This is a genomic window from Ligilactobacillus sp. LYQ60, assembly GCF_045033015.1.
Classification (GTDB): Bacteria; Bacillota; Bacilli; order Lactobacillales; family Lactobacillaceae; genus Ligilactobacillus.
On record NZ_JBJFZV010000001.1, the window covers coordinates 235,816 to 261,755 of the forward strand.

The window sequence follows — 25,940 nt, forward strand, 5'->3', positions numbered from 1 at the left end:
AGACCAACTACTTCGTCCTCCGCTGGTAGACCACAAAGGTGTGCGGGTACCAGTTACGCTCATCAACCTTTCCGGCAACCCGGCGAACTTCTTCAAACCGGTTGTAATCAAGTGGCGGCATCGTCGTGTCAGCCGGAAACTCAGCCTCAATTCGCGTAACGTATAACCGGTCCACGCGCTCAGCATACATGCGAAAAAGGGTTGCGCCCCCAATAATGAAAACCAGCTCATCATCATGGGCTGCTAACCAATCATCCAGTTGGTCCTGGGTAAACACAAACTCCACCTGCGAATTACCCGCATACTGGGCTGCCAACTGCTGATCGTGTGTTAACACTACGTGGTGGCGGTGGGGTAAAGGATGCGGAAAGCTCTGGAACGTCTTCCGCCCCATCACCACCGGGTGATTAAGCGTTATTTGTTTAAAATATTGCAGGTCATCCGGTAACCGCCACGGGAGGTGGCCATCAACTCCGATGTGGTGGGCGGAATCCTCCGCCCAAATAAATGCAAGCATCCCAGCACCTCCTAAACGGCCACGGGCGCCTTAATTGCGCCGGCCGGGTGGTAATCCTGAACCTTAATGTCGTCCAAATCAAAATCAGCTAAGGCGTGTTTCTCCGGGTTAAGCCACAGCGTTGGCGCGTCCACCGGCTTTCGGCTCAGTTGTTCTTCTACCTGCTTAAAGTGGTTCTTATAAATATGGGCGTCTCCGAGCGTGTGCACAAAGTCGCCAACTTCAAGGTCTGTTACCCGGGCCACCAGGTGCGTGAGGAGCGCGTAACTGGCAATATTAAACGGCACTCCCAAAAAGATATCCCCACTCCGCTGATACAACTGACAGCTCAGTTTCCCGTCCGCCACGTAGAACTGGAAGAGCGTGTGGCACGGTGGCAGTGCCATTGCCGGGACATCTTCTGGGTTCCACGCCGACACGATCAGCCGCCGGGACGTCGGGTTCGTCTTAATTTGTTCAATCACGTTGGCAAGCTGGTCAATCGTCGTTCCCCGCCGGGTTTGCCAGTGCCGCCACTGGGCCCCGTAGACGTTTCCAAGATTGCCATACTTCGCCGCAAACGCATCGTCGTTCACAATCCGCTCACAGAACAGCTTCTTTTGCTTCTGATACTCCTCGTTAAACACCGGGTCCCGCTGAGAACGCAGCCCAAAGTCGGTCATATCCGGTCCCTGATACTCAGCACTCGCAACCCACTTCTCAAAAGCCCACTCGTCCCAGATATGGTTGTTATGCTTCAACAGGTACTGAATATTGGTATCCCCGTGAAGAAACCAGAGAAGTTCACTCTTAATCAGACCTAACGGTACCCGCTTTGTGGTCAGTAACGGAAACCCGTCTGCTAAGTGGAAGCGCATCTGGTAGCCAAACAAACTCCGCGTTCCCGTACCAGTCCGATCATCCTTACTATGTCCGTGTTCATACACGTCCCGCATCATTTCCAAGTACGGCGTTTCAACAATTGCCATGCATCCTACCCCTTTCGTTAGTCGACGTACGCACTCAGTTCATCCCACCGCGCCATCTTCGCATCAATCTGGGCGTTGAGATCATCAAGCTGTTGTTGCAGGGCCGCCAGGTGGGGGTAATCAGCGCCCGTGCTAGCCGCCATCTCCTGCGCAACGGCCTGCTTTTGTTCCTCAAGTGCATCAATCTCTTCTTCTAGTTTATCAAACTCCAGCTGTTCCGCGTAGGTCAGCTTCTTTTTCGGGGTATCCTGTGTGACCGGCTCGTTCGGTTTTGGCGCAGCCTTGGGCTTTGCCTTCTCCTTATTCTTAACCTGGGCTGTATTTTGCTTAGCCGCTAAGTACTCCGTAAAGCGTCCGGTGTAGCGCTCAATGTGCGCATCCCCCTCAAAAATTAAAAGCTGATCCACTACCTTATCCAGAAAGTAGCGGTCGTGGGAAACCGTAATCACGGTCCCCTTAAACTGCTCTAAGTAGTCTTCCAATACCGTCAAGGTACCAACATCCAGGTCATTTGTCGGTTCGTCAAGCACTAAAACGTTCGGCTGGCTCATCAGAAGCTTGAGAAGATATAATCGCCGCTGCTCCCCGCCAGAAAGCTTCCGGATAAGGGTCCCATGCATGAAACGCGGAAACAAGAACTGCTCGAGTAGCTGAGTTGTGCTGATTCGCTCGCCGTCCTTATTAACAACGCTCTGGCCAACTTCGTTTAAGTAACTAATAACCCGTTTATCCGGCGGTAACTTCTCCATGTGCTGCTTATAGTAGGCTAACCGAACAGTCTCACCCCGAATCACCGTGCCCTGATCAAGGGGCTGGGCACCAACCAACGCGTTCAAAAAGCTCGTCTTCCCGGCGCCGTTCATTCCGGTAATTCCAATCCGGGCGCCCCCCTGAATCAACAGGTTAAAATCCTGCATAATGGGATGGTTGCCCAGCGTCAACGAGGCGTCCTTTAACTCCAGCACCTTTTTCCCGAGACGCTGCTGCCCCAGGTTAATGTTGACCTGGCCGTCCACCTGAACGTTTCCCAGGTTATCCGCCAACTCGTGAAAATGGTTAATCCGCGCCTGCTGCTTAGTCGACCGTGCCTTCGCCCCGGTCCGCATCCACGCGAGCTCCTTCTTGTAGAGCTGTTGTTGCTTATGCTCCTGGGTTAACTCGCGGTCAACCCGCGCCGCCTTTTGCCGCACAAAGTCCTCGTAGTTCCCGGGATACTGGTACAGTTTTCCAAACGATAACTCAAAAATCTGGGTCGCCACCTGATCGAGGAAATACCGATCGTGGGTGACGATGATTAACGCTCCCTTATACCCCTGAAGGTACTCCTCCAACCACGCAATCGAATCAAAATCGAGGTGGTTGGTCGGTTCGTCCAGGATTAACAAGTCGGGCGCCTGCAAAAGCACCTGCGCCATGCCAATCCGCTTTTGCTGCCCCCCCGATAACGTGCCAACCTGCTGGTCAAAGTCTTGGATGTGCAACTGGGTCAGGATGGCCTTGGCTTCGGTATCCGCGTTCCACGCATCTTCCTGGTTCATCCGTTCTTCCGCCCGCACGTAGCGCCGCTCGGCTTGCGAATCATCGGGGTGTTTCCCGTACGCTGCGACCGCCGCTTCGTATTCGCGGATGGTTTGAAACACCGGTGCTGCCCCGTCAAAGACGGCCGCCAGCACCGTTTTATCCGGATCCAGTTGGGGAGTCTGCATCAAGTAGCCAATCCGGTAGTCGTTGGGTTTAACCAGCTGCCCAGAATCGGCCGGATCCACCCCACTCAGGGCGTTCATCAGCGTCGTTTTCCCGGAACCATTCGTCCCGATCACACCAATCCGGTCGTGTTCATTCACGATGAAGTTCAGGTCATCAAACAGTGTCTTTTCGCCGTAGGTCTTTGTCAGGTGTTCCACCCGTAACGTTTGCATTAGTCGCTCATCTCCTTCAGGACGGTTTGGGCAAACGCAATTAAAGCAGCGTGGTCGTTTGGCAACTCACCGGCAACCACGCGGTGCTCTGCCCGTGCAAGCACCCGGCCAAACGCCGGCCCCGGACGCACTCCTAATTCGTTCATCAAGTCCTGCCCGGTTAATCGTAATTCGTGCTTATCCTTGATTGGTAAGGCATCATACTGAACCAGTAGCCCCGCCGGAACGGAAATGCCAAGTAACCCGGCAACCACCTTCGCCCGTCCCAGGGCTGACCGACCTACCGTATACGCCGTCCAGGCATCCATGCCCCCTGCCTGCAACTTCGTCAACGCCGTTCGCGCAGCGCTCACCGCCGTAATCGTTTCGTTGGCGCACTTCCACTGCCGCAAGAACCTGACGGTCTGCTTGGAAGTCAGCCCCATCACCGCCGTCAAAAGCGTCCACGCCGCGTTTTCGTCCGGCAAATCAATGGCCGGTAACTGCGCTAGGCGTTCCAGTGCTGGGCGGGCCTGCGCCATGCCCGGACAGTACTGGTACAGGCCCGTTTGCGTAAACTGTTCGATTCCTTGCCGCGGATTCTTTCCCAAGAGGAGCTTGATAAACTCCACGTGGATCCGTTCGACCGCAATCTTCTTAAGAAGCGGCGCGTTTTCCTTGATGGCCGCAAACGTCGCCGGATCCATCCGAAAGTCTAGCTGGCTGCCAAACCGCACCGCCCGCATCATCCGAAGGGCGTCTTCGTGGAACCGTTCGGCGGGTGTTCCCACCGCGCGGATTATGCCGTGCTTGAGGTCGGTCAGCCCGTCAAAGTGGTCAACGACAGTCCCATCAAGGCGCATGGCCAACGCGTTAATCGTCAGGTCCCGCCGCTTAAGATCTTCACCGAGCGACCGGACAAATTCTACGTGATCGGGCCGGCGGAAATCCTGGTACGCCGATTCCGTCCGAAAAGTCGTCACCTCATAGCCCGTTCCGTGATCCAACACCATCACCGTTCCGTGTTCAATGCCGGTATCAACGGTGTGCTTAAAGAGCTGTTTGATTTCAGCAGGATAGGCACTCGACGCAATGTCAACGTCGTGGAGTGGAATTCCCAAAAGCGTATCGCGGACACAGCCGCCAACAAAGTACGCTTCATAGCCGCCCTGCTCAATCGTAGCTAATACTGGTTTAGCCTTCTCAAAGGATGGTGGTAGGTTCGTAATCTTCATTAACTCGTCCCTCCATTCCGCATAATTCACTGCCTCCCATTTTAGCACACCCGCCAGGTTCGTTCCCGGTAATCGCCCTTCACTAGCAGCTATCCCGTATGATACGATATGCAAAGCGACTAAAAATAAAGGAGGTTTTTCTATGACAACAACAAATGACGAACGTTTCCGCCTGGTGGATTTTTTAATGATTTGTGCGGGGACTGCCATTTACGCGTTCGGGCTGGTGTTCATTAACATCGCCAACCGGCTGGCCGAGGGGGGCGTAACGGGAATTACGTTGATTTTACGGTACTGGTTCAGCATTAACCCCGCCTACTCAACGCTGTTAATCAACATTCCCCTGATCATCATCGGGTACCACTATCTCGGGAAAAAATCCCTGATTTACACCGTCTACGGGACGGTCATGCTATCGCTGTGGATCTGGATTTGGCAGCGGTTTCCCGTCATCCACATCAACATTCACCACGACCTCTTTATCGCCGGGGTGCTAGCCGGAATTCTCGGCGGGGGCGGTTCCGGATTAGTTTACCGGTTCGGTGGCACGACCGGTGGTACTGACGTAATTGCTAAGATCTTTGAACACAAGATGGGTATTCCGATGGGCCAAACCCTCTTTGCCCTGGATGCGTGTGTGCTGACCGCCTCATTGTCCTACATTGACCTGCGGCGGATGATGTACACCCTATTAGCCTCCTTTGTCTTCTCCCGGATCGTTAACTTCATTCAGGATGGCGCATACAGTGCCCGTGGCATGATTATCATGACGCAGTTTCCGGAAAAGGTGGCCCACGCCATCATGGACGAAACCAACCGGGGGGCCAGTTACCTGATGACCGAAGGCGCCTACTCTGGCAAACAACGTAAGGCTGTCTACTGCGTAATGAACCAGGGGGAACTAACCACGGTTAAACGGATTGTTGACCGGATTGACAACAAGGCTTTCATCTCAATTCTGGACGTCAATGAGGTTGTCGGGGAAGGATTCACCTATGCCCCGGAAGACCGCATTGAGGACGAAGCACAAAGTAAATAGAAATTAATTATGTAAACTTGTATATGGTTTCCTAAATTTATTTACTCGATAGTAAGTATACTCTTCACTTACCATTTGCTAAATTAACTCAGCTGACAGAGTACCTATCTTATAAACAGGAGGTCACTGGTTCGATTCCAGTATTCGAGCGTTCTCTTACCTTAGGGAGATCAATACCGCCAGTAAAAGCTGCAACCTTAAAGTGAACGGTTCAATTTTTCTTTTTGCTAGTTTCAGTTAAACCAGCAGATCAGACCGTGTGACGATTCTGCCTCAGTGCAATCATCTTTAACATATTAAAAATTATCGCTTCCCATATAAACATTCGGGTCAGGCGTCATATTTACACCGTTACTTTCCAAATGTGCATCCTCCGTTTTTAAACATTTACACATTTCTATCTATTTCCTTTAGTTAGTAAATGCTTTTTTCTAAATCAAAATATCCAATTCCGTTAACCTTTTCTATTTTTTATTCAATCTCATCAAAGATAATGTCATTGCCATCATAATGACCATCAATGTTGTCCTTTTTCATCCACATATCCCTCGATTACATTTTGAGGGAAGAATGTATTGATATTAGATTGTTTGCCAGTTTCAAAGTATGGTTTCAACGTCTTCGTCCGTTTCCGAATGGTTCTTCATATTGCGCCATTTCATACAAATGATTAATCTTAATCATCTCACTAGGTACTTCTATATCTAACTAAATTGATCCAAATACAGTTACATATTGATCAACCTCTAACATCCTGTACATTCGCTACTAACTCATTAATCGTATCACCCTGTGTTACTAGTCCTTTAATGTTAGGAGAAGTTACAACATAGTATTCTCCGGCTTCATCATTAAAGTGTCCAACAATCCCTAGATATGTTGCAATATCTTTCATTTGATTTCGATACGCCAAAACAAATAGCCTTAAAAGCTGCTTGTCATTTTATCTCAAAGCCGCTTGTTTTAAACTTGCATCTTGTATACCTTTCTTCAACTCTTTGGAGTACATTGGAACTTCGGTAAGATGCCTTTTATTATCAGTAAATCTTCAATGTCCGACTTGCTTAGGCAATTCATAGAATCCGTTCTTTTTTAACAAGCGAATCATTTTAGCAGGTTTCATTGGCATATCTCTCACGCCTCCTTTAACTTGCAATTATATTGCACGTATAAGTCAATGGATTATTAAAAAAGATGCATCATTACAATGCATCTCATCATATCTTCAAAAGTTAATAATGACTTTTAATTTAAAATTTATTTTATTTTTTTATAAAGAATTCCTATTTTAACGTTTCCAATTCCAATCAAAGTAAAAATGAATGGCAAAAATTGAATTAAATATCTACTCCTTCCACTTTCAAATAATAATAGAAATGCACAAAAACCGATGAAAATGATTTTTAAAAGTTGAGAAACAACGCGTCTATCCAACACAGCTCCTAACATTAAAATAAGTCCTAGGCACCAGAAAAATTGGACGAAAACAAAAAAAGGCGGAGCATAGGTGTGCGCTATTCCATCGTTGGATGTAAATAATTTCCTTGGTAAAGTTGCTTTAGCTTTTTTAGACTGATTGAACGGAGTTAAAAAGATACCTTCGCATCCCCAATTCATAGATCCCATTGCTAGATTAACTGATTGCTTATTTACTAAGAATCGTTCATATCCGCCTAATCCGCCCATATTGTTATACCGTTTTCTCCATCGCTTTTGAGCAACTTGGTTACGTTGCTGAGGATTCTTAATTGCATCATCAGTTTCCACATCTTTTAATGAATAACCACCATTTCCTTGAATACCCATTGCTGCAAAATGTGATAATGGCAAAGCTTCTGACTTATTTATTTTTACAAGCGAATTGTTGCTTTGAAGAGCCTTATATCCTGTCCCAATTGCTAAAAATGCAATTGCAAATGTAATCAAATATACTAGTGACTTTTTAGTAAATTTAATTTTTTTAAAGTTAAATATAGCTATTACAGCTATTCCAATGAAGAATATAATCGTTGAAGGCTTAATTAATAAATCAACAATAAAGACTACCCCTAAAATCGCACTCAATGACAATTTTCCTTTATTGCTTTTTTCTTTCCATAGTGAAATTATTAATAATTCGACAGCTGCTAAGAAAAAGGCAATATTATCAGAATAAATAATACACATCCATGGTGTGATTCCCATGATTATAAGCCCAAATAAATTAGCAGTATTACTAATCATACTTGATTTAAACATCTTTTTAGTTGAAATACTAATCAGCACAAGCGAAATATTGATCAGTAAAATATTTAATATTCCTAACGACACCGTAAAGACGGTCAGATTTGGTTTGTTAAATAAGCACCATAAGCCATGTTCAATTAACAACAACGGAATCATATTAGGATTAGTTGAAAAATACTGATTTATATTTACCCAAACCTTACTAAAATGTTCCGTAGCTGTTAGCATAACTATTCCAGGATCCCAAGTGCTAAAACCAGAACATGTCTTCACGATATACATCTGCCATGCAACTAACAATACTCCTAATAAAATTGAAATTTTCTTAATCGAAATTTTTTTACGAAACTTGAAAATTAAAATTCCAATTATTGCGATTACATCTAAAATCAAAACATCTTTGCTATTTAGATTATTTGTAAATACTCCTAATAATCGATTAGATGCTCCTAAAATCCCTATAATTACTAAGAAACCATAAATTACATTTATTAAATTGTTAAATAAATCATTGAATTTTACTTTCATTCTTGCATCCTATTCTACTGTTGATTAATTGGCTCAAATCTTAGCTTGATTTCATATCCCAATCCCTTAGCATAACGATTTAACGTTTTTAACGAAGAAATTGAACTAAGTTTTTCAATTTTAGCTAATTGTGGTTGTGACATGCCGAGCCTTCTAGCAAGCTCAGCTTGTGAAATACCTCTTTTTATCCTCTCAGTTCGAAGAAACGCTAACCCATCGATAATAGTCATCGTTTCCTTGTTAGAAGAAACATTGTTTTTCACCATGGTTATATCTATCCTCTCTAACAAAATATAACCCGTTTGCTATATTGTCAAAGCCTTTTTTGAAACATAAAAAAGATGCACCTACACAGTGCATCCCATATTTTCGCTATCACTTTTGCTTTTATATATTTTTTACTATACCCTCTTATACATTAAAAACACATTCGTCTTTAAAGATAATCAATATTAACTATTAATTTTGGATCAAATGAGCTAACTATACTATGATCAATAATATCTTGAAGATTTCGATTAGATACCGAATTACTTGAATAGTTACACGTGCTTTTATTATGATAATTCCACTTATCAAACATTAAATTTTGTAATACATCATGATAAATAATAACTGAAATGCAAAACAAAAGTTAAACATGATTAAATTATTAAGCTACTAAGGCGTGATTCCGATACTCAACCGGAGTTATGCCTTTTGTTTTTAAAGTCGTTCTAACATTATTAAAATACTAAATATAATTTTGGGAAATTTCCTTAGCTCGCAGTCCAACGCCTCCGAACCTTAAAACGTTGTGCGATTTGAAGAATCATTCTCTTCGCTTTTGCATATTTATCATGAAGATTAGCGATCCGTTTACGCTCATCGTAATAAGTTAATCGCCAATCTTATAGCGTTGCTTCTTAGGCAGTGATATTTGGTCGTCCCTGATCTGATCCACTATTTACGTTTTCTTCCGTGCTTTAAGGGCCCGAACAGGGATAGCGATTTTTTTAAGATGTCGCATCCCATTTTGGTTTCATAGAGTTCTTAATTTTTCTTTATCAATTCCTCTTTTAAGCGGTCAAACTCACTTTGCTGTGCCGGCTGACGCCGTTGTTTTTTAGGATGGTTTACTTGAGGTGGCCTGCCATTCGGCTGAGGATTCAAGACAATAATTCCTTCCCGTTCAAACATTAAACGCCAGGTAAAAACCTACGACGGTAAAAATTAAAGCGTGCCGCTACTTTAGTCGTCGAATCCTCATGAGTTTGGTAGTAGTTTATCGCATTTAATTTGAAATCAGTAATAAAATTCCGTTTATGCCGTCGCCGCTTGAGGACATCAGACATCAGGACCATTCAACCGGTATCTTTGAATCCATTCAGCTATTTGACTTTTCTCAATATGGTATTTCTTACTTAAATCATTGGTACTCTGCGTAATTGAAAGATATTCATGAACAATCTGCGCCTTTAATTCAGTCTTATATTTAACCATGCAAGAAGTGCCTCACAATCATTAGTTTTTTGTCTAACAATTGTAAGGCACTTCATTTGTCACAGTCTCCTTTTTATTTCAATATGGCCTAGTTTCAAAATAACCAGGCTAAGTAAAAAAACGTACTTTGTTTCATCCCCGCTTACAATACATGGGTTGTTCCCCACACACCCAGCTTTTGGCCAGATACACCCTAACCCAACAACTCATCCTGCAACCGCAGCATGTCCGGGTCATCCGGCTCAAACCGCAGGGCTGCCGCTACGCATTCTTGCGCGGCTTCGCGGCAGCCCGCATTGCGGTAAAAGAACGCCGCATCGCGCACAAATTCCGCATCAGTCATGAGCTCTGCCCGGGCGGCATCGTAGTGCTGTAAGGCCGCATCATAATTGTCCAGTGCTACATCGGCCCGCCCAAGGTTCCACAACAGGTGGGCGTCCGGGCTGCCGTCTTTCAAATAAGTCGTTAGCAGTTCACGGTTGGCCGCCGCGTCTCCCTGCCGGACCAGCAAGTCACTCAATAAACGCACGCCTGTCACGTTATCCGGATCCTGGTCCACGATGGTCTGTAGGTATTGCCGGGCCAACTTGTCATCCCCCAGCTGTTCGGCCAGCCGGCTGGCTCGCTCGTACAGTTGCGGGTTGTATTCATCGACCCCGATCCCCTCCTGCAGGGTGGCCAACGCCTGGCGCGGATTACCCTGGTGAACGTAGATGTCAGCCAGGTACGGGTACAGTGTCGCGTAGTCCGGGTTGAGCTCGCGCAGCTTCTCAAAGTTCTTGCGCGCATCATCGTAATGCTTAAGCTGCAACTGCGTAAATGCCAGCTGGAAGCGCGCATCCGCGTCGAGGTCCTCCTCGTGAATCTGTTCGAGGTACCCGAGCGCCTGGACAAACTTCCCGGCTTCGGCGTAAGAAACGCCCAGCCGCTGAACCAGGTTAACCTGGGCAAAGTGAGTAACCCCCTGCTTAATCAATCCTAGGTAGTACGTCACCGCCTGGCGGTACTGCTTGATGTCAAAGTACAACTCCGCCAAAGCAAACTGAATCACCTGTTCGTCTGGTGCTAACCGCAATGCCTCTAAGAGCTTTTGTTCCGCCACCTCAAACAGTCCCTGCGTCTGATATAGGTCCGCTGCCGCCAACAGCGATTGCAGGTACGCCGGTGACGTTGGGGGAATCTGCGCCAGGTAATCAAGCGCCTGATCGTCATCCCCAGCATTGACCGCTAATTCCGCTAAGTCTACCCGCAACTCATCTTCATCCGGATAACGCGCCAGCAACTTCTCATACGCCCGCTTAGCCATGTTGGTGAACCCAAGAGCCGCCAACTCCTCGGCCAGGCTGTGGACCATCTCATCGTCGTCCTTTCGCAAAGCCCACGCAAACTTCTTCTTGGCTTCTTCGTACTGGCCTGCTGTTAGCAAGTCCAGCGTCTGTTCTGAAAAGCTCATGCCATCGTCCCTTCTTTACTGTTATGCGTTGTTTCATTATAGCACGTTTCTTAGTTACGCTAGCGGGAGCAAGACGGTAATCATTAATTGTCCTTGTAATTTGTCCATTTAATTAAATAAATAACTTATTTCGCTGTAAATATTCATTCGATTAAACAAATATTCCATTTTGTCATAAATGTTTATTTGATTAAACACTTTTGCCGCCAAAAAAGAAACCCAGCACAGAAAATGCTGAGTTCCTTCTTAATATTATTTCAGGCGTCTATCGCTCCTAAAACAGCTAATTAATCATCATCGTTATCATCCTGGTCGGCTGGCTGCTGCGAAGAACTACTACTCTGGGCCGCGGCCTGCTTGGCCAGGCTCTGGCTCCGGTAGTAAGTGTTATCAGTGTTAAACATTGCTCCACTCGCTTCAATGATAACCGGGACGTTCTGCCCGTTCACGTTTTCCTGGTCAAGACAGTACGATTCACCGTCACCCGCTGATTGGTACCAACCACGAATATTTGCCCACCGGTGTCCCTGTGCATCCATCCACTGCGCCTTCCCCCAGTGGTCCTGCTTCCACGTGTTCTGGGCTTCCTGTGGATTATTAATAATCGACTCGTCTTCCGGTGTCCACGCCTTCATGGTCATACACTGAAGCGTGTGGCCGTCCTCCGTCAATTCATTTCCCTTAATTACCAGCGTGTGCATCTTCCCGTCAAACGGATCCACGCCGTACCACGTCCCCTGCATGTTCTGCGGGAAGGCAAACTGCTTACCCTGATCAGACGAACTGCTGGTTTGAGCGGCCTGCTTGCTACTTAAAGCAGTGGAATTCCCCGCCGTACTCTTCTGGATAACCTTCTTCGTCGGCGTTGCGTGATGTTGCGTTGAACTGGCGTGGTGCTGAACACCGCACCCTGCAAGCGTCATCCCGGCCAACCCAACTAAGGCCAGCGCTGTCATTTTATGTTGCATATGTATCATTCCTCCTTGATATGTCTATGGTTAGGGTAGCACAAAAAAGCGGCCGGGATAATTCCCTATAGCTGCTACTAACATACATGATTTCGTAAAGCGATACGGGATGTCCCCCGCTGAATATAAAGTTGAGCGTGAAGGAATGACACCCCAACAGGCATTAGAGGCAACCCCAAATAGCATGAAAACGGCTGGTGAAATCCAGTTACAGCACAGTATGGAAAAGGGAACTAACCGGTTGATCATTTGCGAATGACCGATTTATTGATGGCTATGCAAATGCTATATTTCATCTTTAAGATTGAGAAATAAATATCTTACAGAAGAATGTCAACAAAAAGGAGTCTCCCCTTTGGATATTGTTACGTACCCTGTTATTGTTGAAGAAGTTCATGACGACGGTCACTACTACGTTGCCACGTCGCCAAACATTAAAGACACGGTCACCCAAGGAAAAACAATATTGGAACTAGCGCAAAATGTACAAGACGCTATCGCCGGGTGGATCAGCGCCCAGCACCCTTACTCACCTGTCCAAGATCATAGTAACTGGCAGCTAACTACCCACCAACAAATCATATGGATTATGGTGAACATGGATGCATGGCGCGAAAAGTCATGTTGGCCGGGCATTAAAGCGTTATTGGGAACTGTTGAGTTAAAATCAAACTAAGGTTAATTATCAACACTTCCGGCGTTTTGTTACGCTACCTTGACTGATAACGAAGTAATTACATGGCTTCTAAAAATGGATCAAACGCTGGTCACTACCTACGCTTATTAGTCATCATCATAATGATAAGCGCTTTAAACAGTTAATTACGTTTCCACTTCAGCGCTTTCCTGAGGCATTAAAACGTGTTCAGCGCATCTTCCGCAAACATGCCACTGAAGATTATTGCTAGCTTTAAGTGTCAGCTTTCAAGCGGCTTAGTTAAAGGAATTAATAATAAAACCAAAGTAATTAAACGCGTCGCGTATAGTTATTGGACTTTAATCATTTCCACATCCGGATCCTCTTATTCTACCGTAACGAATATATTGGGTTCGGCCACCTAAATACACAAAAAATAGCTTAACGAAAAACCGTTAAACTATTTCAAAATTACCTATCAGCATTTGGTGATAGAGAGCTAATTTGACGAAATGCTTTCGATTTAACATCCTTCTGAAACCTACTGACCCATACGATGATGAGTATTATGGCACTCAACCTTATTGATTTAACATCCTTCTGAAACTGGAACTTAAATCGAATCAACATGAGCAAGGCACTCAACCTTATTGATTTAACATCCTTCTGAAACAAGCACCTGCTAATCAGTAGGTGCGTTTGTGCACTCAACCTTATTGATTTAACATCCTTCTGAAACACGGGACGTCCGCACCGTAGTGCTTTTGTAGCACTCAACCTTATTGATTTAACATCCTTCTGAAACTAACGGCCAAAAACCCAGAAATTGAGGCTAGCACTCAACCTTATTGATTCAACATCCTTCTGAAACTGGAATACAATTTTAAATTAAACCGTTTTTTGCACTCAACCTTATTGATTTAACATCCTTCTGAAACTAATCCTTTCAGGCAAAAAAACGTAATTAAGCACTCAACCTTATTGATTTAACATCCTTCTGAAACTGCGAGGAGGTGAGTGATAATGCGCAAAATGCACTCAACCTTATTGATTTAACATCCTTCTGAAACCAGTAATTCAATTTTTCACCCGGATAAATCGCACTCAACCTTATTGATTTAACATCCTTCTGAAACAATCTTTGGGTATTAAGAAGCCAGTTGAGTGGCACTCAACCTTATTGATTTAACATCCTTCTGAAACATAGCTCTTAATGAAGTCGATATCGCCTTTGCACTCAACCTTATTGATTTAACATCCTTCTGAAACCGAGCCGAAAGGAAACTTTCAGCAAAAATAGCACTCAACCTTATTGATTTAACATCCTTCTGAAACTGCCCAAGCCGAAAATGCAAACGTATTTGGGCACTCAACCTTATTGATTTAACATCCTTCTGAAACATGACCCCGTCCTGACAGGTAAACAACTGCGCACTCAACCTTATTGATTTAACATCCTTCTGAAACCATGGAGCAGATGAAAGTCCCGTTTGTCGGGCACTCAACCTTATTGATTTAACATCCTTCTGAAACAACAATTGGTGTGTCCGGTTCCGGCAACTGGCACTCAACCTTATTGATTTAACATCCTTCTGAAACTCAATTTATCCAAACCGGCTATGACGCAACGCACTCAACCTTATTGATTTAACATCCTTCTGAAACCGGCATTCTATAATCATGCTCTCATAATTTCAAAGCTGCCAATCAACAAAGTCCCCGTCAATATAGTAACACTTACAGTTTTTATAAAAATTAAGATCTTCTAATTCCATAAATTCAACAATTAAGGCCGAAGTTTCGAGCTCTGCATTCAATCTAACAATTTCTTGTAATTGATTCTGAGATAAATAATTAGCGACGTTACTTAACCCAATACAAGAAGTATCATTACATTCCTTATGCAATTTAAAATCCGTTTCAATTATAACATATGGGTTCATACGAATTGAAGGTGACAAATGAATTTTACTATTCTTAAATACCCTCTTTAAATCGCCATCATAAGAAACTTCCAAAGGTAAATCCATATAAAACATCGCATCTTGAATAGCAGTATATAAATCATTTTCACATTTATTAATCTGATTTCGTTGTTCATCAGTTATAGAAGCAACAAGCGCATTTACTAATTCAGTGTTATATTTACTCATTAGGTTTTGACTATCAATGATATCGCCATCCCAATCCATCGCCTTGCTTATATCGATTCGTTGATAATCATCATCAAAAAAATTGATTTTATCGTTAAATCCCTGCAGACCTAAAATAACATCTGAGTATACCGAACGATTATTTGTCCCTAAAACTGTAATCTCCCCTGATAACAGCTCGAATGGTTTATGCCCTTCATAATTCATTTTCATAATATAATCGTCCTTTCTGATGAATTTCGCACATCATCCTTCTCCTTCCCAACTAAAAAATGCATATCATTATATTGCTTCTCCGTTAACATTAAAGTTTGAATAATTCCCTCTTTTGGTAAAAATGTACTTATTCTCTTTTCCAAAAAATTAGCAGCCTTTCGATTAACACATACTCTGACATAAACCGAATATTGAATCATTAAGAATCCTTCATTTATCAACTTCTTCCTAAAAATTCGGTACGCTTTTCGTTGTCTGCCTGTTTCCATTGGTAAATCAAACATAACCATTAATCGCATTATTCGGTACCTCATTTTTGAATTCCACCTCGATCTGCATTGAATCGGTTTCTTTATTTAGATAGTTCATACACTCTCTCACATAGAAAGGAATAATATTTCTTAATAACATTGTTTTCCCGTTATAACTTAATTCAATGTTCAGCATATCAACTAACCCGTATTTAATATCAGGAGTTAATTCATTAAATTTCTGTCCTGACACCCAATAATCAACAATTGGGCGAAAACATTCCATTAAGTCAGAGCCCAAATTAAATTGGTTCTCATCACTATGATGATGAATACCTAATTGAGTTAAATATCCTGCCGAAACAATTTCTTTATTAATTGTTGACAATAAAATTGAATAACCATAGTCCAACGCTGCATTAACTGCTGACGAATTACGACGACTAAAATTTTGCTTATTGAATAATCTTGGAAAATATTTTTGAGCAACAACCGCTTCACGATTAGTCGGGTCACCAATTTTTAATTTATTAATTTCTTGCTTTAAATCTTCGTATTCAATCTTTCTTAATTTCAATACTCTCAACTGATTTATCAGTTTCAATTTAATAATCTTCGTCCAAAGTTTTTGCTTACGATTATCTTCCCAAGAAATTTGTTTTTCTAAAAGGCTTAAGGAACGATTATTAGGATAGTACCCCACTGTTTCGCAAACTGGTTGATTTTTCAAATCCGTAAATATAATTTTTGTATTTTGATGCGCGAGTTCACTTACTAAAGCGCTACTAATAACCGCTTGCGTCGTGGAAATTAATAATAAATCAATATCTTCGAGTGGAATTTGATTAATTCCACCTCCAGTTTGAACCCTCATCATACGTGCAGAATAAGACAACTTGGCATGTTGCGTTATAATCACCGATCGCCACCCCATAAAAATTCCTCCTTGACAAATTAGTTATTCACTTTATACAATCAAAGTGTCGGGTGGCTCCCGAGCATTTGAACTTATTGATTTAACATCCTAAGTTGAAATCAAACAAGGCTTCTTGCCAAGTTTAAATTTGTGAGCTGTTCTATGACAGCCAGTTAAAAACCGCTCTTGCTAGAGAGCGGTTTTTCCTATGTTAAATTTTTATAAATCTTTTAACTTCACCCTTCTTTCAATTAAGCCTGTTGGTGATTGATAAATTAATTCAGCATTAGGTGATAATTTAATTCCTGAAGGAACTTGTAAAAATCCGAATGGAGTTTTTATTCCTATGTTCTTTAAATCCCCAAAAGTAGCATTGGCATGTAACCCATCCAACATATTATTTAAAACATTCTCTTTTTCTTCAATGTTTAACTCTTTAAATAAATCAAATCCGTTATTCAATCGTTCTCTGAATTTATTAATATCATACAATGCATAATACTTATTCACTTTATCAAGAATATCTAAATACACATTTTCTAACTCTCCATCCGTATTCTCTCTTTTCCCGATTCGAGCAAGAACATTAATCGACTTCCTTGAGAGCGTTAATTGACTCGCATTATATTTGTATGTTGAACTTCCTAAGGTAAACTTCTGATCACCGTCAACTACCAATTGACCAAAGGAAACTTTCCCAAGTACAATTTTAAATTTCTTAATTTTCTTAGTTACCTCACCCGTTATTCTATTTTTCTTTACTTGAATAAACTGAGGAGTCAATTCCTCTCTTAATACTCTAAGATATTCTTGATTACCTTTTCTTTCTGCTTGTTGCAATTTATTTAACGAACGCATCGGGACTCCAACAACTTGATATTTATCTTTCTGCTTTACAATTGCTAAATAAGCATCATTATTTGAAGTGTATCCGCCATAAATATCAACTGGTTTATTATTTTTAATTCGGATCAACTTTTTAGATGATGCAGTTGAAGCTGGGAAAATAGTCTGCTTAAACATATTGTTTTCATTCGTATAAACTTCCTTTGAAACCGGCACAACTTTGGCCATATAAGCTCGTTCAAGATGTTTAAACACGTCTTGCTTATCCATTACAATTCGTCCATCGTATTCAATTACATCTTCATTCTCAATATCTCTAAGGAAATTAAATGTCTTTAAATTTTTAACCGCATTGTCACTTAATTTTTTGAAATCATTATATACAAAATAACTTCTTAATTTCGGATACCGATTGTATAGATAAAGTCCAATTATATTTACAATATATGCATCAAATCCATGATGAAAATCATTTAAATTCCGTAACTTAGTAAACCCAAATTTCTCTCTAATTTGATGCGTTAATGTTGCCTTTATTTCAATAATGTTAGTACTTTTATTTTGATACTTCTCAGTTAAAATTGTTGAAACTAATTTAACAACTTGTGAAGTTTCAACTAATTGTCGCCTTACAAATCCTTTTTTAACATACTTTCCGATTGTTCCAGGATCAGTCGTTAAATTCAGATATTTCCTCCTTGAAATCAAATTATTTTCCCTCAATTTTTCCCAAAAACCACGAATTGTTTTTGCTCCTAATACCTGATCCGGCATTAAATTGTTTCCAAATAAATTTGACGGTACACTATTTGATTTACTGTTATTAACTGCACGCGAAACGAGAACTCGATTATCCAATGAATCATCCTTAATGAATGCTTGGGGAAGAATATGATCAATATCATAATTACTTAGATTATCAATATCTATCTTTTTACCCGTATAAGCATCCCGTCCTAATTGGGTAAAGTATAGATATAATCGGTCTGAATAGTTTTTATTATTATTTTTACTCTTTAATTCTGTTAATAACGGATCATCTGTAATTTCTTTTGCAATATTCTTATATACATTTTGAATGTACTGCAGTCTTGATTTTGTTCGTTTTGATTTTTCATTACTCCGCGTAAACTCGATTGAAATGGCAGTTGGTGCGTTACCCATCACGTTTTCAATATCATTAACTACCTTAATAACTTTCCGAATTGCTTTTTTGTTTTGCGGCGAAGTATATGCATCTTCTAAGACAACTTCAACATCGCTCTTATCTAAAAATTTTTCATTATATTTAGCGATTTGTTCTGCAATATTATTAGATGTAACAATTTGCATTAAGTTATCGTTTGTATTCCACATCCGATCAATAACTCGTTGTCCATTCTCATCAAAAATCCCAGTTAAAAGTTTCTTTGATAACCGGCCCCATCCCCGCAGTCTCAATCCTTTCAACTTACAATATTCATCTTCAGACAACCACGAGATTTTTTGAAGTTTGTCCATAAAAATATCATTATCTTCAAATACCGTTGCCCACTCAATAATTTTCTCTAAATCATCCGTGAAATTAGGATTATCTACTTTTTCTCCAAAAATATCTTTAAATTTCAAATACGTAGATAAACCTGAATTAAATTTAATTTTATCTTCTGATAATCCTGAAATTCGAGGCGTTGTTAAATATTCCCCAGTACTTTCCAAGTAATCCTGCAATTTATTTATCGACACTGTTTTATTTTGAATAAATAGGTTCTCAAAAATTCTTTGTTTTTCGGGAACAGTCAATTTTTTATCGTTTATTCGAATCGTATTCAATTCATCAAGAACTTTATATCTTTGATATAACAAACTATTATCGGGTAAAACATCTTCTCCTAGTAAGTACGTATCCTTAGTTGTCATTCGCTTGATGAAATTTTCTGCCGACTGGTTTCGGTCAACTTTTTCGTCAAAGTTCCATGGAGTGATTCTTCCCTGCTCTTTTCTGATCATCCATGCAAATTTGGCGTTGTTATCCTTGTTGGTATCATTTTTTTCAATCATTGGCCCAACATAATATGGAACACGAAATGCAACTAACTCATCTAATCTATATTTAGCTTCATTACGTCGCTTTTTATTTGGATTCAATTCAGCTAACCAAGGATAATATTTTGCTTGATTTTCAATAATTTTATCAAGCTCTCTTTGATGAAGTTGCCGCGGAATTACGCCATTTGCAGATGTCCTCTGCTTTGGCATAAAATTATCCAGTTCAATTGCTTCTTGTAAAGTAGTTACTTCTTTAAATTCATCGTATTTCTTCAAGACCTTAGAAACCTTATTTGCAAAATCGTCCTTAGAATACGGTTTCAATTTTTCATCTTTACGATTAATGTAATTTGAATATGCTTGTTTTAATAACTCAGCATCTTTTTTATCAACTTTTTTAATTAATTTTTTATATAATTTGAGTTGACTTTGATGCGTTTCATATTTTTCAATCATTGATTGCGATAAACTTTGGCCATTTGGAACAATCTCATTCAATGTTACCCAATCATGAATCTCCTTAACTAAACCAGTTAATTCAATTTCATTCTTATCCATCCCTGCTTCCAAACCGGCTAACTTATCATCAATTCCTTCATCATCAAAAGAAAATGTCCAATCATTTTGATTATCAACCTCTTTTTGTAAAAAAACATTTAGCCTGGTTTTATAACCAATAATTGCTTTCACAAATTGATCAGTAACTTGCTTATTAGCCTTTAACAAAGTCTTATCTAAAGTCTTTTCAAAAAATAACTCTTTAACTTGTTTTTGCTTATCAAGTTTACGTAACTCAAAATTTAAAAGTAATTTTTCGCATTCATCAATATTTTCATTATTAATTACTACTTTCTTATCATCCAAAAGTTGATTGATAGCATCAATATCTGTTTTCAAGTCAATTTTTGAAGTATTAAAAGAATTAACTGGTGTCGATTTAAGAAAATTACCTCGATATTTTACAATGTGATGAATTGCAATATAAATCTCACGTAAATCAAATTTCTTATTTTCATTCATCAACTTATCCCTTAAATGATAAATTGTCGGATATTCATCGTAAAAATTTGCATCTTTCTTCTCAGGAAATAATAATGAACCTTGAAATTTTTTATTTGAATCTAACGGTGAAATATTTGAATCTTTTAGACGCGCAAAAAAAGTTGGATCGACCTCTGCCATATAAGGATCAAAAAATTCTTCTAATAATTTTAACCGCCATTTTCGCCGTGACAATCTTCTTCTATTTGTTCTAGATCCACGCCGATCAGCTGCCGTTTGTCCTTCTTTGAACAAAGTAACCCCCATCGTCTTCTTGTGTTTCTTTTTTAACAAATGATAATTTTCATCCATAATCGACCAACCAACCGATGAAGTTCCAATATCTAAACCAACATAATATTTTTTCATTTTATCGTATCCCCCAAATTAGCTTAAATTTAATCAATTTCTTAACTATCATTTAATTATATAATCACCTAAGAATAACATTCATTTGATCACTTTAAAAATTATTATCAATACTTATTCATAAATAACCATTAAGGATATTTCTTTACTATGAATAAAATATTTTCTACAATAATAATATTTCTAAGATAATTTCACATTATTATTCTGCTTAGACGTCAGTATCTAACTTGCTGAATATGCTTATAAAATCATAGTATTCAAACTTTATTATCTATTGATACCGTTCCTCCTACATAGTCTAAATTCTGTATTCTACTTTCCATATTTTGTTTTCATCTTAGTGAGCGTTACCCTTATTTTAACTAATCTGTCATTAGAATAAAACGCTTTCTTTTTATTCTAAAAAAAACACGTCTAAAAGACGTGAGCCCCGCTTAGACATAAATCCATGCTACTTTACCAACGTTTCAAAACACTGAGCCTTCATTATATTTAATCCAGCCACCATACTGTTTTCATTACACAATCCCCCCTTTACGTTCCCGTCATCTCCCTTGATAGTACCGGTTTACCGGCTTGTATGGTACATTTAGGATAGATGAAATCAAAGGAGGCCTTTATATGGCAATTAACATTTACGACACGGTCAATCAGCTTGCTAAGGAGCTCCCGCAAACCGAGCAGTACGGTAACGTCAAGCTCGCCTTTGCTGCCCTAAAAAACGACCTGATGGCCTATAACACCTACAAGAAATTCATGGATTTACAAGCCAAGATGCGGACTAACCAAATGACGGGCCAACAGCCCAATGAAGACGACCTCAAGCAGCTTGAGAACCTTGCCAAACAAATGCAAGACATGAAGCCAGTTCAGAGCCTGATGGAAGCCGAACAAGCCCTCAACCAACTACTAAACGACATTAATAGCAGCTTGATGAAGCCAATCGAAAACATTTATAAGGACCTTGGTCCGAGTCAGCCGCAACAACCTAACCAGTCCAAGTAAGCACTAGCTTAGGATGATTGTTAAAACCATAAAACCCCGCAGCACATGGCTGCGGGGTTTGTTTTTACGTTAATCGCTTTTTAGTACATCTGGAAGTACTGCTTACGCTCCCAGTCACTTACCTGCTGCCGGTAAGCGTCCCACTCGATCTTCTTACCTTCCACGAAGTTGTTGTACAGGTGACTGCCGAGGGCATCCTTAATCACGTCGTCCTTCCGGAGTTCCTTCAAGGCGTTGTGTAACGTTGACGGCAGGTCCACAATGCCATTTGCAGCCCGCTCTTCGTCCGTCATCGTGTAGATGTTACGATCAACTGCGGCAGCAGGCTCAATCTTGTTCTTCAATCCGTCAAGCCCAGCTGACAAGATGGCTGCAATCGCCAGGTACGGGTTAGCTGACGGGTCAACGCTCCGAAGTTCAAGCCGGGTACCCATCCCCCGGGCAATCGGCACCCGCACAAGCGGTGACCGGTTCCGCCCAGACCAAGCAACGTAAACCGGGGCTTCAAAGCCTGGTACTAACCGCTTGTAGGAGTTAACAATCGGGTTTGTAACGGCCGTAAAGTTCCGGGCGTGCTTCAGCAAACCACCAAGGAACCAGCGGGCTTCGTCAGACAGCTGGTCGGCGCCCTCTTCATCAAAGAAGACGTTCTGGTCACCCTTGAAGAGTGACATGTTGATGTGCATCCCCGAACCATTTACCTGGGCCAGCGGCTTTGGCATGAACGTTGCGTGGAGACCATGCTTCCGGGCAACGGTCTTTACCACTAACTTGAACGTCTGGATGTTGTCGCAGGCGTGGAGGGCATCAGCGTACTTAAAGTCGACTTCGTGCTGGCCAGGAGCGACTTCGTGGTGGGAAGCTTCCACGTCAAACCCAAGCTTTTCGAGTTCTAACACAATTTCCCGCCGGCAGTTTTCCCCTAAGTCCACCGGAGCTAAGTCGAAGTAACTTCCCTGGTCGTTGAGCTTCTTTGTTGGGTTACCGTCTTCGTCCATCTTAAAGAGGAAAAATTCCGGTTCCGGCCCGATATTGAAATCGGTAAAGCCTAACTTCTTCATTTCGTCAAGCACCCGCATCAGGTTATTCCGCGGATCACCCATGAACGGGGTCCGGTCGGCGTTGTACACCTTGCAGATCACCCGCGCAATCTTCCCGTGTTCGCTGTCCCACGGGAAAATCATCCACGTTGACAGGTCCGGGTACAGCCACATGTCACTCTCTTCAATCCGGGTGTACCCGTCGATTGAAGAACCGTCAAACATCAGCTTATTGTCCAGCAGCTTATCTAACTGACTCACCGGGACCTCCACGTTCTTAATCGTCCCGTACAGGTCTGTAAACATAAGACGGAGAAACTGAACGTTTTCTTCCTTAGCAATGCGCCGAATGTCGTCCTTCGTGTAATTATGCTTTACCATGCGATTATCGCTCCTTTATTTTCAAGGCCGAAGACTGTGGTGGAAAGGCTGCTCAGCGCCCTCATTCATCCCGCCGATGTTCATGAATTCTTGCCGGAGAATCCGCCGCATCTCGTCGTCAGACAACGACTGCTGCAACTTCGCTTGCTGGCGCCGGCGTTTTTGCTCCTGCTCAGCGTACACCCGCTTAATCCCCGCAATGTTAAACCCATCGTGCAACAGATCCTTAATCTCGAGGAGCCGGTCAACGTCGTTAAGCGAGTACATCCGGTGGTTTCCCTCCGTTCGCTGTGGCACGACCAGCTGGTGTTCTTCGTAGTAGCGAATTTGCCGGGCAGACAAGTCCGTCAGCTTCATTACTGTTCCAATCGGTAGGACGGCAAGTGAACGCCGTAGTTCCTTCTCACGCATATCCTTCCTCCTCGTATGTGCCTATCATAGCAAGCCCCCTAATATAAGTCAACGTTTCACGTTAGCTTTTCTAACACAGATTACTGTTCGGGGGCAAAAAAGGTTTCCGCCACCGCGTGAGCTACCGCCACCTTAATGTGGGCATACGCCAAGCCCCCCTGAATGTACAGGCAATACGGTTCACGCAGTGGACCGTCACACGACAGCTCAATCGTTGAACCCTCGATAAAACTTCCCGATGCCATGATAACCTTGTCCTCGTAGCCATCCATGTAGCTTGGAATCGGGTCAACAAAGGCATTCAGCGCGGAATGGTGCTGAATGGCCCCGCAGAACTTAATCATCGGCTCTGGTTTGCCAAAAATCACCTTCTGGACAATGTCCGTCCGCGGCTCGTCCCACTTCGGGCTAACATCCAGCCCCATCTTTTCAAGGAGCGCCGCCTCAAAGATGGCCCCCTTAATGGCATCGCCCGTCGTGTGCGGTGCCATGAAGAAGCCCTCAAAGTAGTCGCGCATGTACGCGTATGTCGCCCCTTCGGCCTTGCCAATCCCGGGCGCCATCAACCGCGCACCACACGCATCAATCAGATCCTGCCGGCCAACCAAAAACGAACCAGACTTAACGAACCCGGCGCCAGCGTTCTTAAAGAACGATCCCGCCATAAGGTCAGCTCCGTAGAATGTCGGCTCCTCCGTCTCCGAAAACTCGCCGTAACAGTTATCCACGAAAATAATGACGTTGGGCAAAAGCTGGCGGACAAAGGCAATCATTTCCTTAATTTCCGCCACGGTAAAGCTGGCCCGGGTCGCGTACCCGCAGGACCGCTGGATGGCAACCACCTTGATGTGGTCGTTGGCCCGCAGCTTTGCGGCCACCCCATCGTAGTCCACCTTTCCGTTTGACAAGAGCTCCGTTGTGTCAAAGTCAATGCCAAAGTCCTTCATTGTCCCCGGGTTATCGCCGGCAATCCCGATGACCTCCTGAATCGTATCGTACGGCGTCCCGGTCATGTAGTATAATGTATCCCCCGGCCGTAAGCACGCAAAAAGTCCGGTGGAAATGGCGTGTGTGCCCGTTGCCAACTGCGGCCGGATTAACGCGTCATCCGTTTGAAAGTAATCGGCAAAAATTGCCTCGAGTTTATCGCGCCCGATATCATCCGTGCCGTACCCGGTCGAACCTACGAGATCCTCTTCCGCCACGTGGTGTTCACGGTACAAATCCAACACACGCTGCTGGTTGTAGAGCACTTGTTCGTCAATTTCCGCCAGCCGCGGTGCAATCTGCTGATCAACTTCTTTTATCATGTCCTGTAACGTTACCGGCAAGCCGGCCATCCAATTTTTCATCTACTTCACTCCATCTTGTAACCACTGCTTAACGTCTACTTCAATTTGCTGTTGCTGCTCCGGGTGGGCTACCAAGTCATACCAGTGCACCGTCATCTGGTTACGGAACCACGTTAACTGCCGCTTCGCATACCGGCGCGAATTTCGCTTAATTAATGCCACCGCATCCTCCAGGGAATCCTGCCCCGCAAAGTACGGATAAAGCTCCTTATAGCCAATTCCTTTCCCGGCTGGCAAATTGGCGCCGCCCTGCTCGTACAACCACCGCGCTTCATCGACTAAGCCCGCCTTAACCATCGCGTCGACACGGGCATTGATGCGTGCATACAATACTTCGCGTGCCGTTGTTAGTCCGATAATGTACGGGTCAAACAAGGCCGCGTTCGCCTGCTGGGCAGAAAACCGCTGCCCGGTCCGCTCGTAAACTTCCAGTGCCCGGATCACCCGCCGCTCGTTATTGGGCGGAATCTTAGTGGCTGCCGGCGGATCCACGGCATTGAGTTGGTCCCATAGCGCTTGCCGTCCGTGCGCTGCCGCGTATGTATGCCATTTTTGCCGGATTGTATCGTCAGTATAATGGTCGTTTCCCAGTGTTAGGTTATCCACCAGCGCCTGCAGGTAAAAGCCCGTCCCTCCAACTAAGAGCGGTAGGTGGCCCCGCGCCGTGATTGCGTTGATTTGACAAGTCGCTTCGTGCATGAAGTCCGCCACGGAGTACCGGTCCGTTACGGCCACAATGTCAATTAGGTGATGGGGCACGACCCGTTGCTCTGCCGGCGTGGCCTTAGCCGTCCCAATGTCGAGGTGGCGGTACACCTGCATTGAATCACCAGAGATGACTTCCCCGCCAAACCGCTGGGCCAATTCCAACGACAACGCCGTTTTCCCCACCGCGGTCGGGCCCACAATTAACAGTACTTTCGGTTTCATCCGCCCACCTCTTTCCGGTTAAATTCTAACCCGCATTATACCATTTT

The 25,940-nt window shown here is 43.0% G+C and carries 21 protein-coding genes, 1 tRNA gene, 1 pseudogene and 1 CRISPR repeat array; of the genes and pseudogenes, 5 read left to right on the forward strand and 18 right to left on the reverse strand.

Annotation, left to right across the window (positions count from 1 at the left end; all coding sequences use genetic code 11):
- Nucleotides 1-7: 7 nt before the first annotated feature.
- The 4 genes from ACI3EZ_RS01080 to ACI3EZ_RS01095 are packed head-to-tail and all read right to left on the reverse strand — an operon-like array spanning nucleotide 8 to nucleotide 4,618.
- On the reverse strand, nucleotides 8-517 hold the full coding sequence (locus ACI3EZ_RS01080) for a dihydrofolate reductase (protein ID WP_405025255.1): 510 nt from the start codon (nucleotides 515-517) through the stop codon (nucleotides 8-10).
- 11 nt (nucleotides 518-528) lie between these two features.
- Nucleotides 529-1,485 (reverse strand): thymidylate synthase, encoded by a 957-nt coding sequence (locus tag ACI3EZ_RS01085; protein ID WP_405025256.1) that lies wholly within the window; start codon nucleotides 1,483-1,485, stop codon nucleotides 529-531.
- A gap of 17 nt (nucleotides 1,486-1,502) precedes the next feature.
- Nucleotides 1,503-3,404 carry an ABC-F family ATP-binding cassette domain-containing protein gene (locus ACI3EZ_RS01090; protein ID WP_405025257.1) on the reverse strand — a complete coding sequence of 634 codons (1,902 nt, stop codon included), beginning with the start codon at nucleotides 3,402-3,404 and terminating at the stop codon, nucleotides 1,503-1,505.
- Nucleotides 3,404-4,618, reverse strand: a complete 1,215-nt coding sequence (locus ACI3EZ_RS01095) for a CCA tRNA nucleotidyltransferase (RefSeq protein WP_405025258.1) — start codon at nucleotides 4,616-4,618, stop codon at nucleotides 3,404-3,406. Before ACI3EZ_RS01095 ends, ACI3EZ_RS01090 begins: the two co-directional genes overlap by 1 nt.
- 142 nt (nucleotides 4,619-4,760) lie before the next feature.
- Between ACI3EZ_RS01095 and ACI3EZ_RS01100 the strand changes: the two genes are divergently transcribed.
- Entirely contained in the window at nucleotides 4,761-5,657 is an 897-nt protein-coding gene (locus tag ACI3EZ_RS01100) for a YitT family protein (protein ID WP_405023766.1), read from the forward strand.
- 77 nt (nucleotides 5,658-5,734) lie between these two features.
- Nucleotides 5,735-5,808, forward strand: a tRNA-Ile gene (locus ACI3EZ_RS01105).
- Nucleotides 5,809-6,914: 1,106 nt separating this feature from the next.
- On the opposite strand, the gene ACI3EZ_RS01110 is transcribed toward ACI3EZ_RS01105, so the two are convergent.
- The 6 genes and pseudogenes from ACI3EZ_RS01110 to ACI3EZ_RS01135 all read right to left on the reverse strand — a co-directional run bounded on the left by ACI3EZ_RS01110 (nucleotide 6,915) and on the right by ACI3EZ_RS01135 (nucleotide 12,314).
- Nucleotides 6,915-8,411, reverse strand: a complete 1,497-nt coding sequence (locus ACI3EZ_RS01110; protein ID WP_405025259.1) for a hypothetical protein — start codon at nucleotides 8,409-8,411, stop codon at nucleotides 6,915-6,917.
- A 14-nt stretch (nucleotides 8,412-8,425) separates the two neighbouring features.
- A complete protein-coding gene (locus tag ACI3EZ_RS01115) occupies nucleotides 8,426-8,677 on the reverse strand; it encodes a helix-turn-helix domain-containing protein (RefSeq protein WP_405025260.1) in 252 nt (83 codons plus the stop codon).
- Between the two features lie 386 nt (nucleotides 8,678-9,063).
- Nucleotides 9,064-9,135: pseudogene (locus ACI3EZ_RS01120) on the reverse strand (hypothetical protein); the annotation flags it as partial.
- A 602-nt stretch (nucleotides 9,136-9,737) separates the two neighbouring features.
- Nucleotides 9,738-9,893 carry a helix-turn-helix domain-containing protein gene (locus ACI3EZ_RS01125; protein ID WP_405025261.1) on the reverse strand — a complete coding sequence of 52 codons (156 nt, stop codon included), beginning with the start codon at nucleotides 9,891-9,893 and terminating at the stop codon, nucleotides 9,738-9,740.
- Between the two features lie 193 nt (nucleotides 9,894-10,086).
- Entirely contained in the window at nucleotides 10,087-11,346 is a 1,260-nt protein-coding gene (locus ACI3EZ_RS01130) for a tetratricopeptide repeat protein (protein WP_405025262.1), read from the reverse strand.
- A 287-nt stretch (nucleotides 11,347-11,633) separates the two neighbouring features.
- The gene (locus tag ACI3EZ_RS01135; protein ID WP_405025263.1) at nucleotides 11,634-12,314 is read right to left on the reverse strand and encodes a hypothetical protein; all 681 of its coding nucleotides are present in this window, start codon (nucleotides 12,312-12,314) and stop codon (nucleotides 11,634-11,636) included.
- 355 nt (nucleotides 12,315-12,669) lie between these two features.
- Here ACI3EZ_RS01135 and ACI3EZ_RS01140 point away from each other — a divergent pair, with 355 nt between their 5' ends.
- Nucleotides 12,670-12,990 (forward strand): type II toxin-antitoxin system HicB family antitoxin, encoded by a 321-nt coding sequence (locus tag ACI3EZ_RS01140; protein ID WP_405025264.1) that lies wholly within the window; start codon nucleotides 12,670-12,672, stop codon nucleotides 12,988-12,990.
- A 209-nt stretch (nucleotides 12,991-13,199) separates the two neighbouring features.
- Nucleotides 13,200-13,376, forward strand: coding sequence for a transposase (locus ACI3EZ_RS01145; protein WP_405025265.1), 177 nt, complete (start codon nucleotides 13,200-13,202; stop codon nucleotides 13,374-13,376).
- 146 nt (nucleotides 13,377-13,522) lie between these two features.
- A CRISPR array of direct repeats spans nucleotides 13,523-14,616; the repeat unit is 36 nt; unit sequence GCACTCAACCTTATTGATTTAACATCCTTCTGAAAC.
- A gap of 29 nt (nucleotides 14,617-14,645) precedes the next feature.
- Here the strand turns inward: ACI3EZ_RS01145 and csn2 are convergent.
- The 4 genes from csn2 to cas9 all read right to left on the reverse strand — a co-directional run bounded on the left by csn2 (nucleotide 14,646) and on the right by cas9 (nucleotide 20,771).
- Nucleotides 14,646-15,317 (reverse strand): type II-A CRISPR-associated protein Csn2, encoded by a 672-nt coding sequence (csn2, locus tag ACI3EZ_RS01150; RefSeq protein ID WP_405025266.1) that lies wholly within the window; start codon nucleotides 15,315-15,317, stop codon nucleotides 14,646-14,648.
- Nucleotides 15,314-15,619: a CRISPR-associated endonuclease Cas2 gene (gene cas2 / locus ACI3EZ_RS01155; RefSeq protein ID WP_405025267.1), complete on the reverse strand. Its 306-nt coding sequence runs from the start codon at nucleotides 15,617-15,619 to the stop codon at nucleotides 15,314-15,316. Before cas2 ends, csn2 begins: the two co-directional genes overlap by 4 nt.
- Entirely contained in the window at nucleotides 15,597-16,505 is a 909-nt protein-coding gene (gene cas1 / locus ACI3EZ_RS01160; protein WP_405025268.1) for a type II CRISPR-associated endonuclease Cas1, read from the reverse strand. Before cas1 ends, cas2 begins: the two co-directional genes overlap by 23 nt.
- Before the next feature lie 201 nt (nucleotides 16,506-16,706).
- The gene (cas9, locus tag ACI3EZ_RS01165) at nucleotides 16,707-20,771 is read right to left on the reverse strand and encodes a type II CRISPR RNA-guided endonuclease Cas9 (protein WP_405025269.1); all 4,065 of its coding nucleotides are present in this window, start codon (nucleotides 20,769-20,771) and stop codon (nucleotides 16,707-16,709) included.
- A 624-nt stretch (nucleotides 20,772-21,395) separates the two neighbouring features.
- Here cas9 and ACI3EZ_RS01170 point away from each other — a divergent pair.
- Nucleotides 21,396-21,779, forward strand: a complete 384-nt coding sequence (locus tag ACI3EZ_RS01170; RefSeq protein ID WP_405025270.1) for a YlbF family regulator — start codon at nucleotides 21,396-21,398, stop codon at nucleotides 21,777-21,779.
- An 80-nt stretch (nucleotides 21,780-21,859) separates the two neighbouring features.
- On the opposite strand, the gene glnA is transcribed toward ACI3EZ_RS01170, so the two are convergent.
- The 4 genes from glnA to miaA all read right to left on the reverse strand — a co-directional run bounded on the left by glnA (nucleotide 21,860) and on the right by miaA (nucleotide 25,893).
- The gene (gene glnA, locus ACI3EZ_RS01175) at nucleotides 21,860-23,200 is read right to left on the reverse strand and encodes a type I glutamate--ammonia ligase (RefSeq protein ID WP_405023777.1); all 1,341 of its coding nucleotides are present in this window, start codon (nucleotides 23,198-23,200) and stop codon (nucleotides 21,860-21,862) included.
- A gap of 21 nt (nucleotides 23,201-23,221) precedes the next feature.
- The gene (locus ACI3EZ_RS01180) at nucleotides 23,222-23,611 is read right to left on the reverse strand and encodes a MerR family transcriptional regulator (RefSeq protein WP_405023778.1); all 390 of its coding nucleotides are present in this window, start codon (nucleotides 23,609-23,611) and stop codon (nucleotides 23,222-23,224) included.
- Nucleotides 23,612-23,691: 80 nt separating this feature from the next.
- Nucleotides 23,692-24,963 (reverse strand): aminotransferase class I/II-fold pyridoxal phosphate-dependent enzyme, encoded by a 1,272-nt coding sequence (locus ACI3EZ_RS01185; protein ID WP_405023779.1) that lies wholly within the window; start codon nucleotides 24,961-24,963, stop codon nucleotides 23,692-23,694.
- Nucleotides 24,964-25,893 (reverse strand): tRNA (adenosine(37)-N6)-dimethylallyltransferase MiaA, encoded by a 930-nt coding sequence (gene miaA / locus ACI3EZ_RS01190; RefSeq protein ID WP_405023780.1) that lies wholly within the window; start codon nucleotides 25,891-25,893, stop codon nucleotides 24,964-24,966.
- Nucleotides 25,894-25,940: the final 47 nt, after the last annotated feature.

What these genes read in the sequence shown, in the direction of transcription:
- ACI3EZ_RS01080 (WP_405025255.1), bottom strand. Translation starts at nt 517, where the DNA reads ATGCTTGCATTTATTTGGGCGGAGGATTCCGCCCACCACATCGGAGTT.
- ACI3EZ_RS01085 (WP_405025256.1), bottom strand. Translation starts at nt 1,485, where the DNA reads ATGGCAATTGTTGAAACGCCGTACTTGGAAATGATGCGGGACGTGTAT.
- ACI3EZ_RS01090 (WP_405025257.1), bottom strand. Translation starts at nt 3,404, where the DNA reads ATGCAAACGTTACGGGTGGAACACCTGACAAAGACCTACGGCGAAAAG.
- ACI3EZ_RS01095 (WP_405025258.1), bottom strand. Translation starts at nt 4,618, where the DNA reads ATGAAGATTACGAACCTACCACCATCCTTTGAGAAGGCTAAACCAGTA.
- ACI3EZ_RS01100 (WP_405023766.1), top strand. Translation starts at nt 4,761, where the DNA reads ATGACAACAACAAATGACGAACGTTTCCGCCTGGTGGATTTTTTAATG.
- ACI3EZ_RS01110 (WP_405025259.1), bottom strand. Translation starts at nt 8,411, where the DNA reads ATGAAAGTAAAATTCAATGATTTATTTAACAATTTAATAAATGTAATT.
- ACI3EZ_RS01115 (WP_405025260.1), bottom strand. Translation starts at nt 8,677, where the DNA reads ATGGTGAAAAACAATGTTTCTTCTAACAAGGAAACGATGACTATTATC.
- ACI3EZ_RS01125 (WP_405025261.1), bottom strand. Translation starts at nt 9,893, where the DNA reads ATGGTTAAATATAAGACTGAATTAAAGGCGCAGATTGTTCATGAATAT.
- ACI3EZ_RS01130 (WP_405025262.1), bottom strand. Translation starts at nt 11,346, where the DNA reads ATGAGCTTTTCAGAACAGACGCTGGACTTGCTAACAGCAGGCCAGTAC.
- ACI3EZ_RS01135 (WP_405025263.1), bottom strand. Translation starts at nt 12,314, where the DNA reads ATGCAACATAAAATGACAGCGCTGGCCTTAGTTGGGTTGGCCGGGATG.
- ACI3EZ_RS01145 (WP_405025265.1), top strand. Translation starts at nt 13,200, where the DNA reads ATGCCACTGAAGATTATTGCTAGCTTTAAGTGTCAGCTTTCAAGCGGC.
- csn2 (WP_405025266.1), bottom strand. Translation starts at nt 15,317, where the DNA reads ATGAAAATGAATTATGAAGGGCATAAACCATTCGAGCTGTTATCAGGG.
- cas2 (WP_405025267.1), bottom strand. Translation starts at nt 15,619, where the DNA reads ATGCGATTAATGGTTATGTTTGATTTACCAATGGAAACAGGCAGACAA.
- cas1 (WP_405025268.1), bottom strand. Translation starts at nt 16,505, where the DNA reads ATGGGGTGGCGATCGGTGATTATAACGCAACATGCCAAGTTGTCTTAT.
- cas9 (WP_405025269.1), bottom strand. Translation starts at nt 20,771, where the DNA reads ATGAAAAAATATTATGTTGGTTTAGATATTGGAACTTCATCGGTTGGT.
- ACI3EZ_RS01170 (WP_405025270.1), top strand. Translation starts at nt 21,396, where the DNA reads ATGGCAATTAACATTTACGACACGGTCAATCAGCTTGCTAAGGAGCTC.
- glnA (WP_405023777.1), bottom strand. Translation starts at nt 23,200, where the DNA reads ATGGTAAAGCATAATTACACGAAGGACGACATTCGGCGCATTGCTAAG.
- ACI3EZ_RS01180 (WP_405023778.1), bottom strand. Translation starts at nt 23,611, where the DNA reads ATGCGTGAGAAGGAACTACGGCGTTCACTTGCCGTCCTACCGATTGGA.
- ACI3EZ_RS01185 (WP_405023779.1), bottom strand. Translation starts at nt 24,963, where the DNA reads ATGAAAAATTGGATGGCCGGCTTGCCGGTAACGTTACAGGACATGATA.
- miaA (WP_405023780.1), bottom strand. Translation starts at nt 25,893, where the DNA reads ATGAAACCGAAAGTACTGTTAATTGTGGGCCCGACCGCGGTGGGGAAA.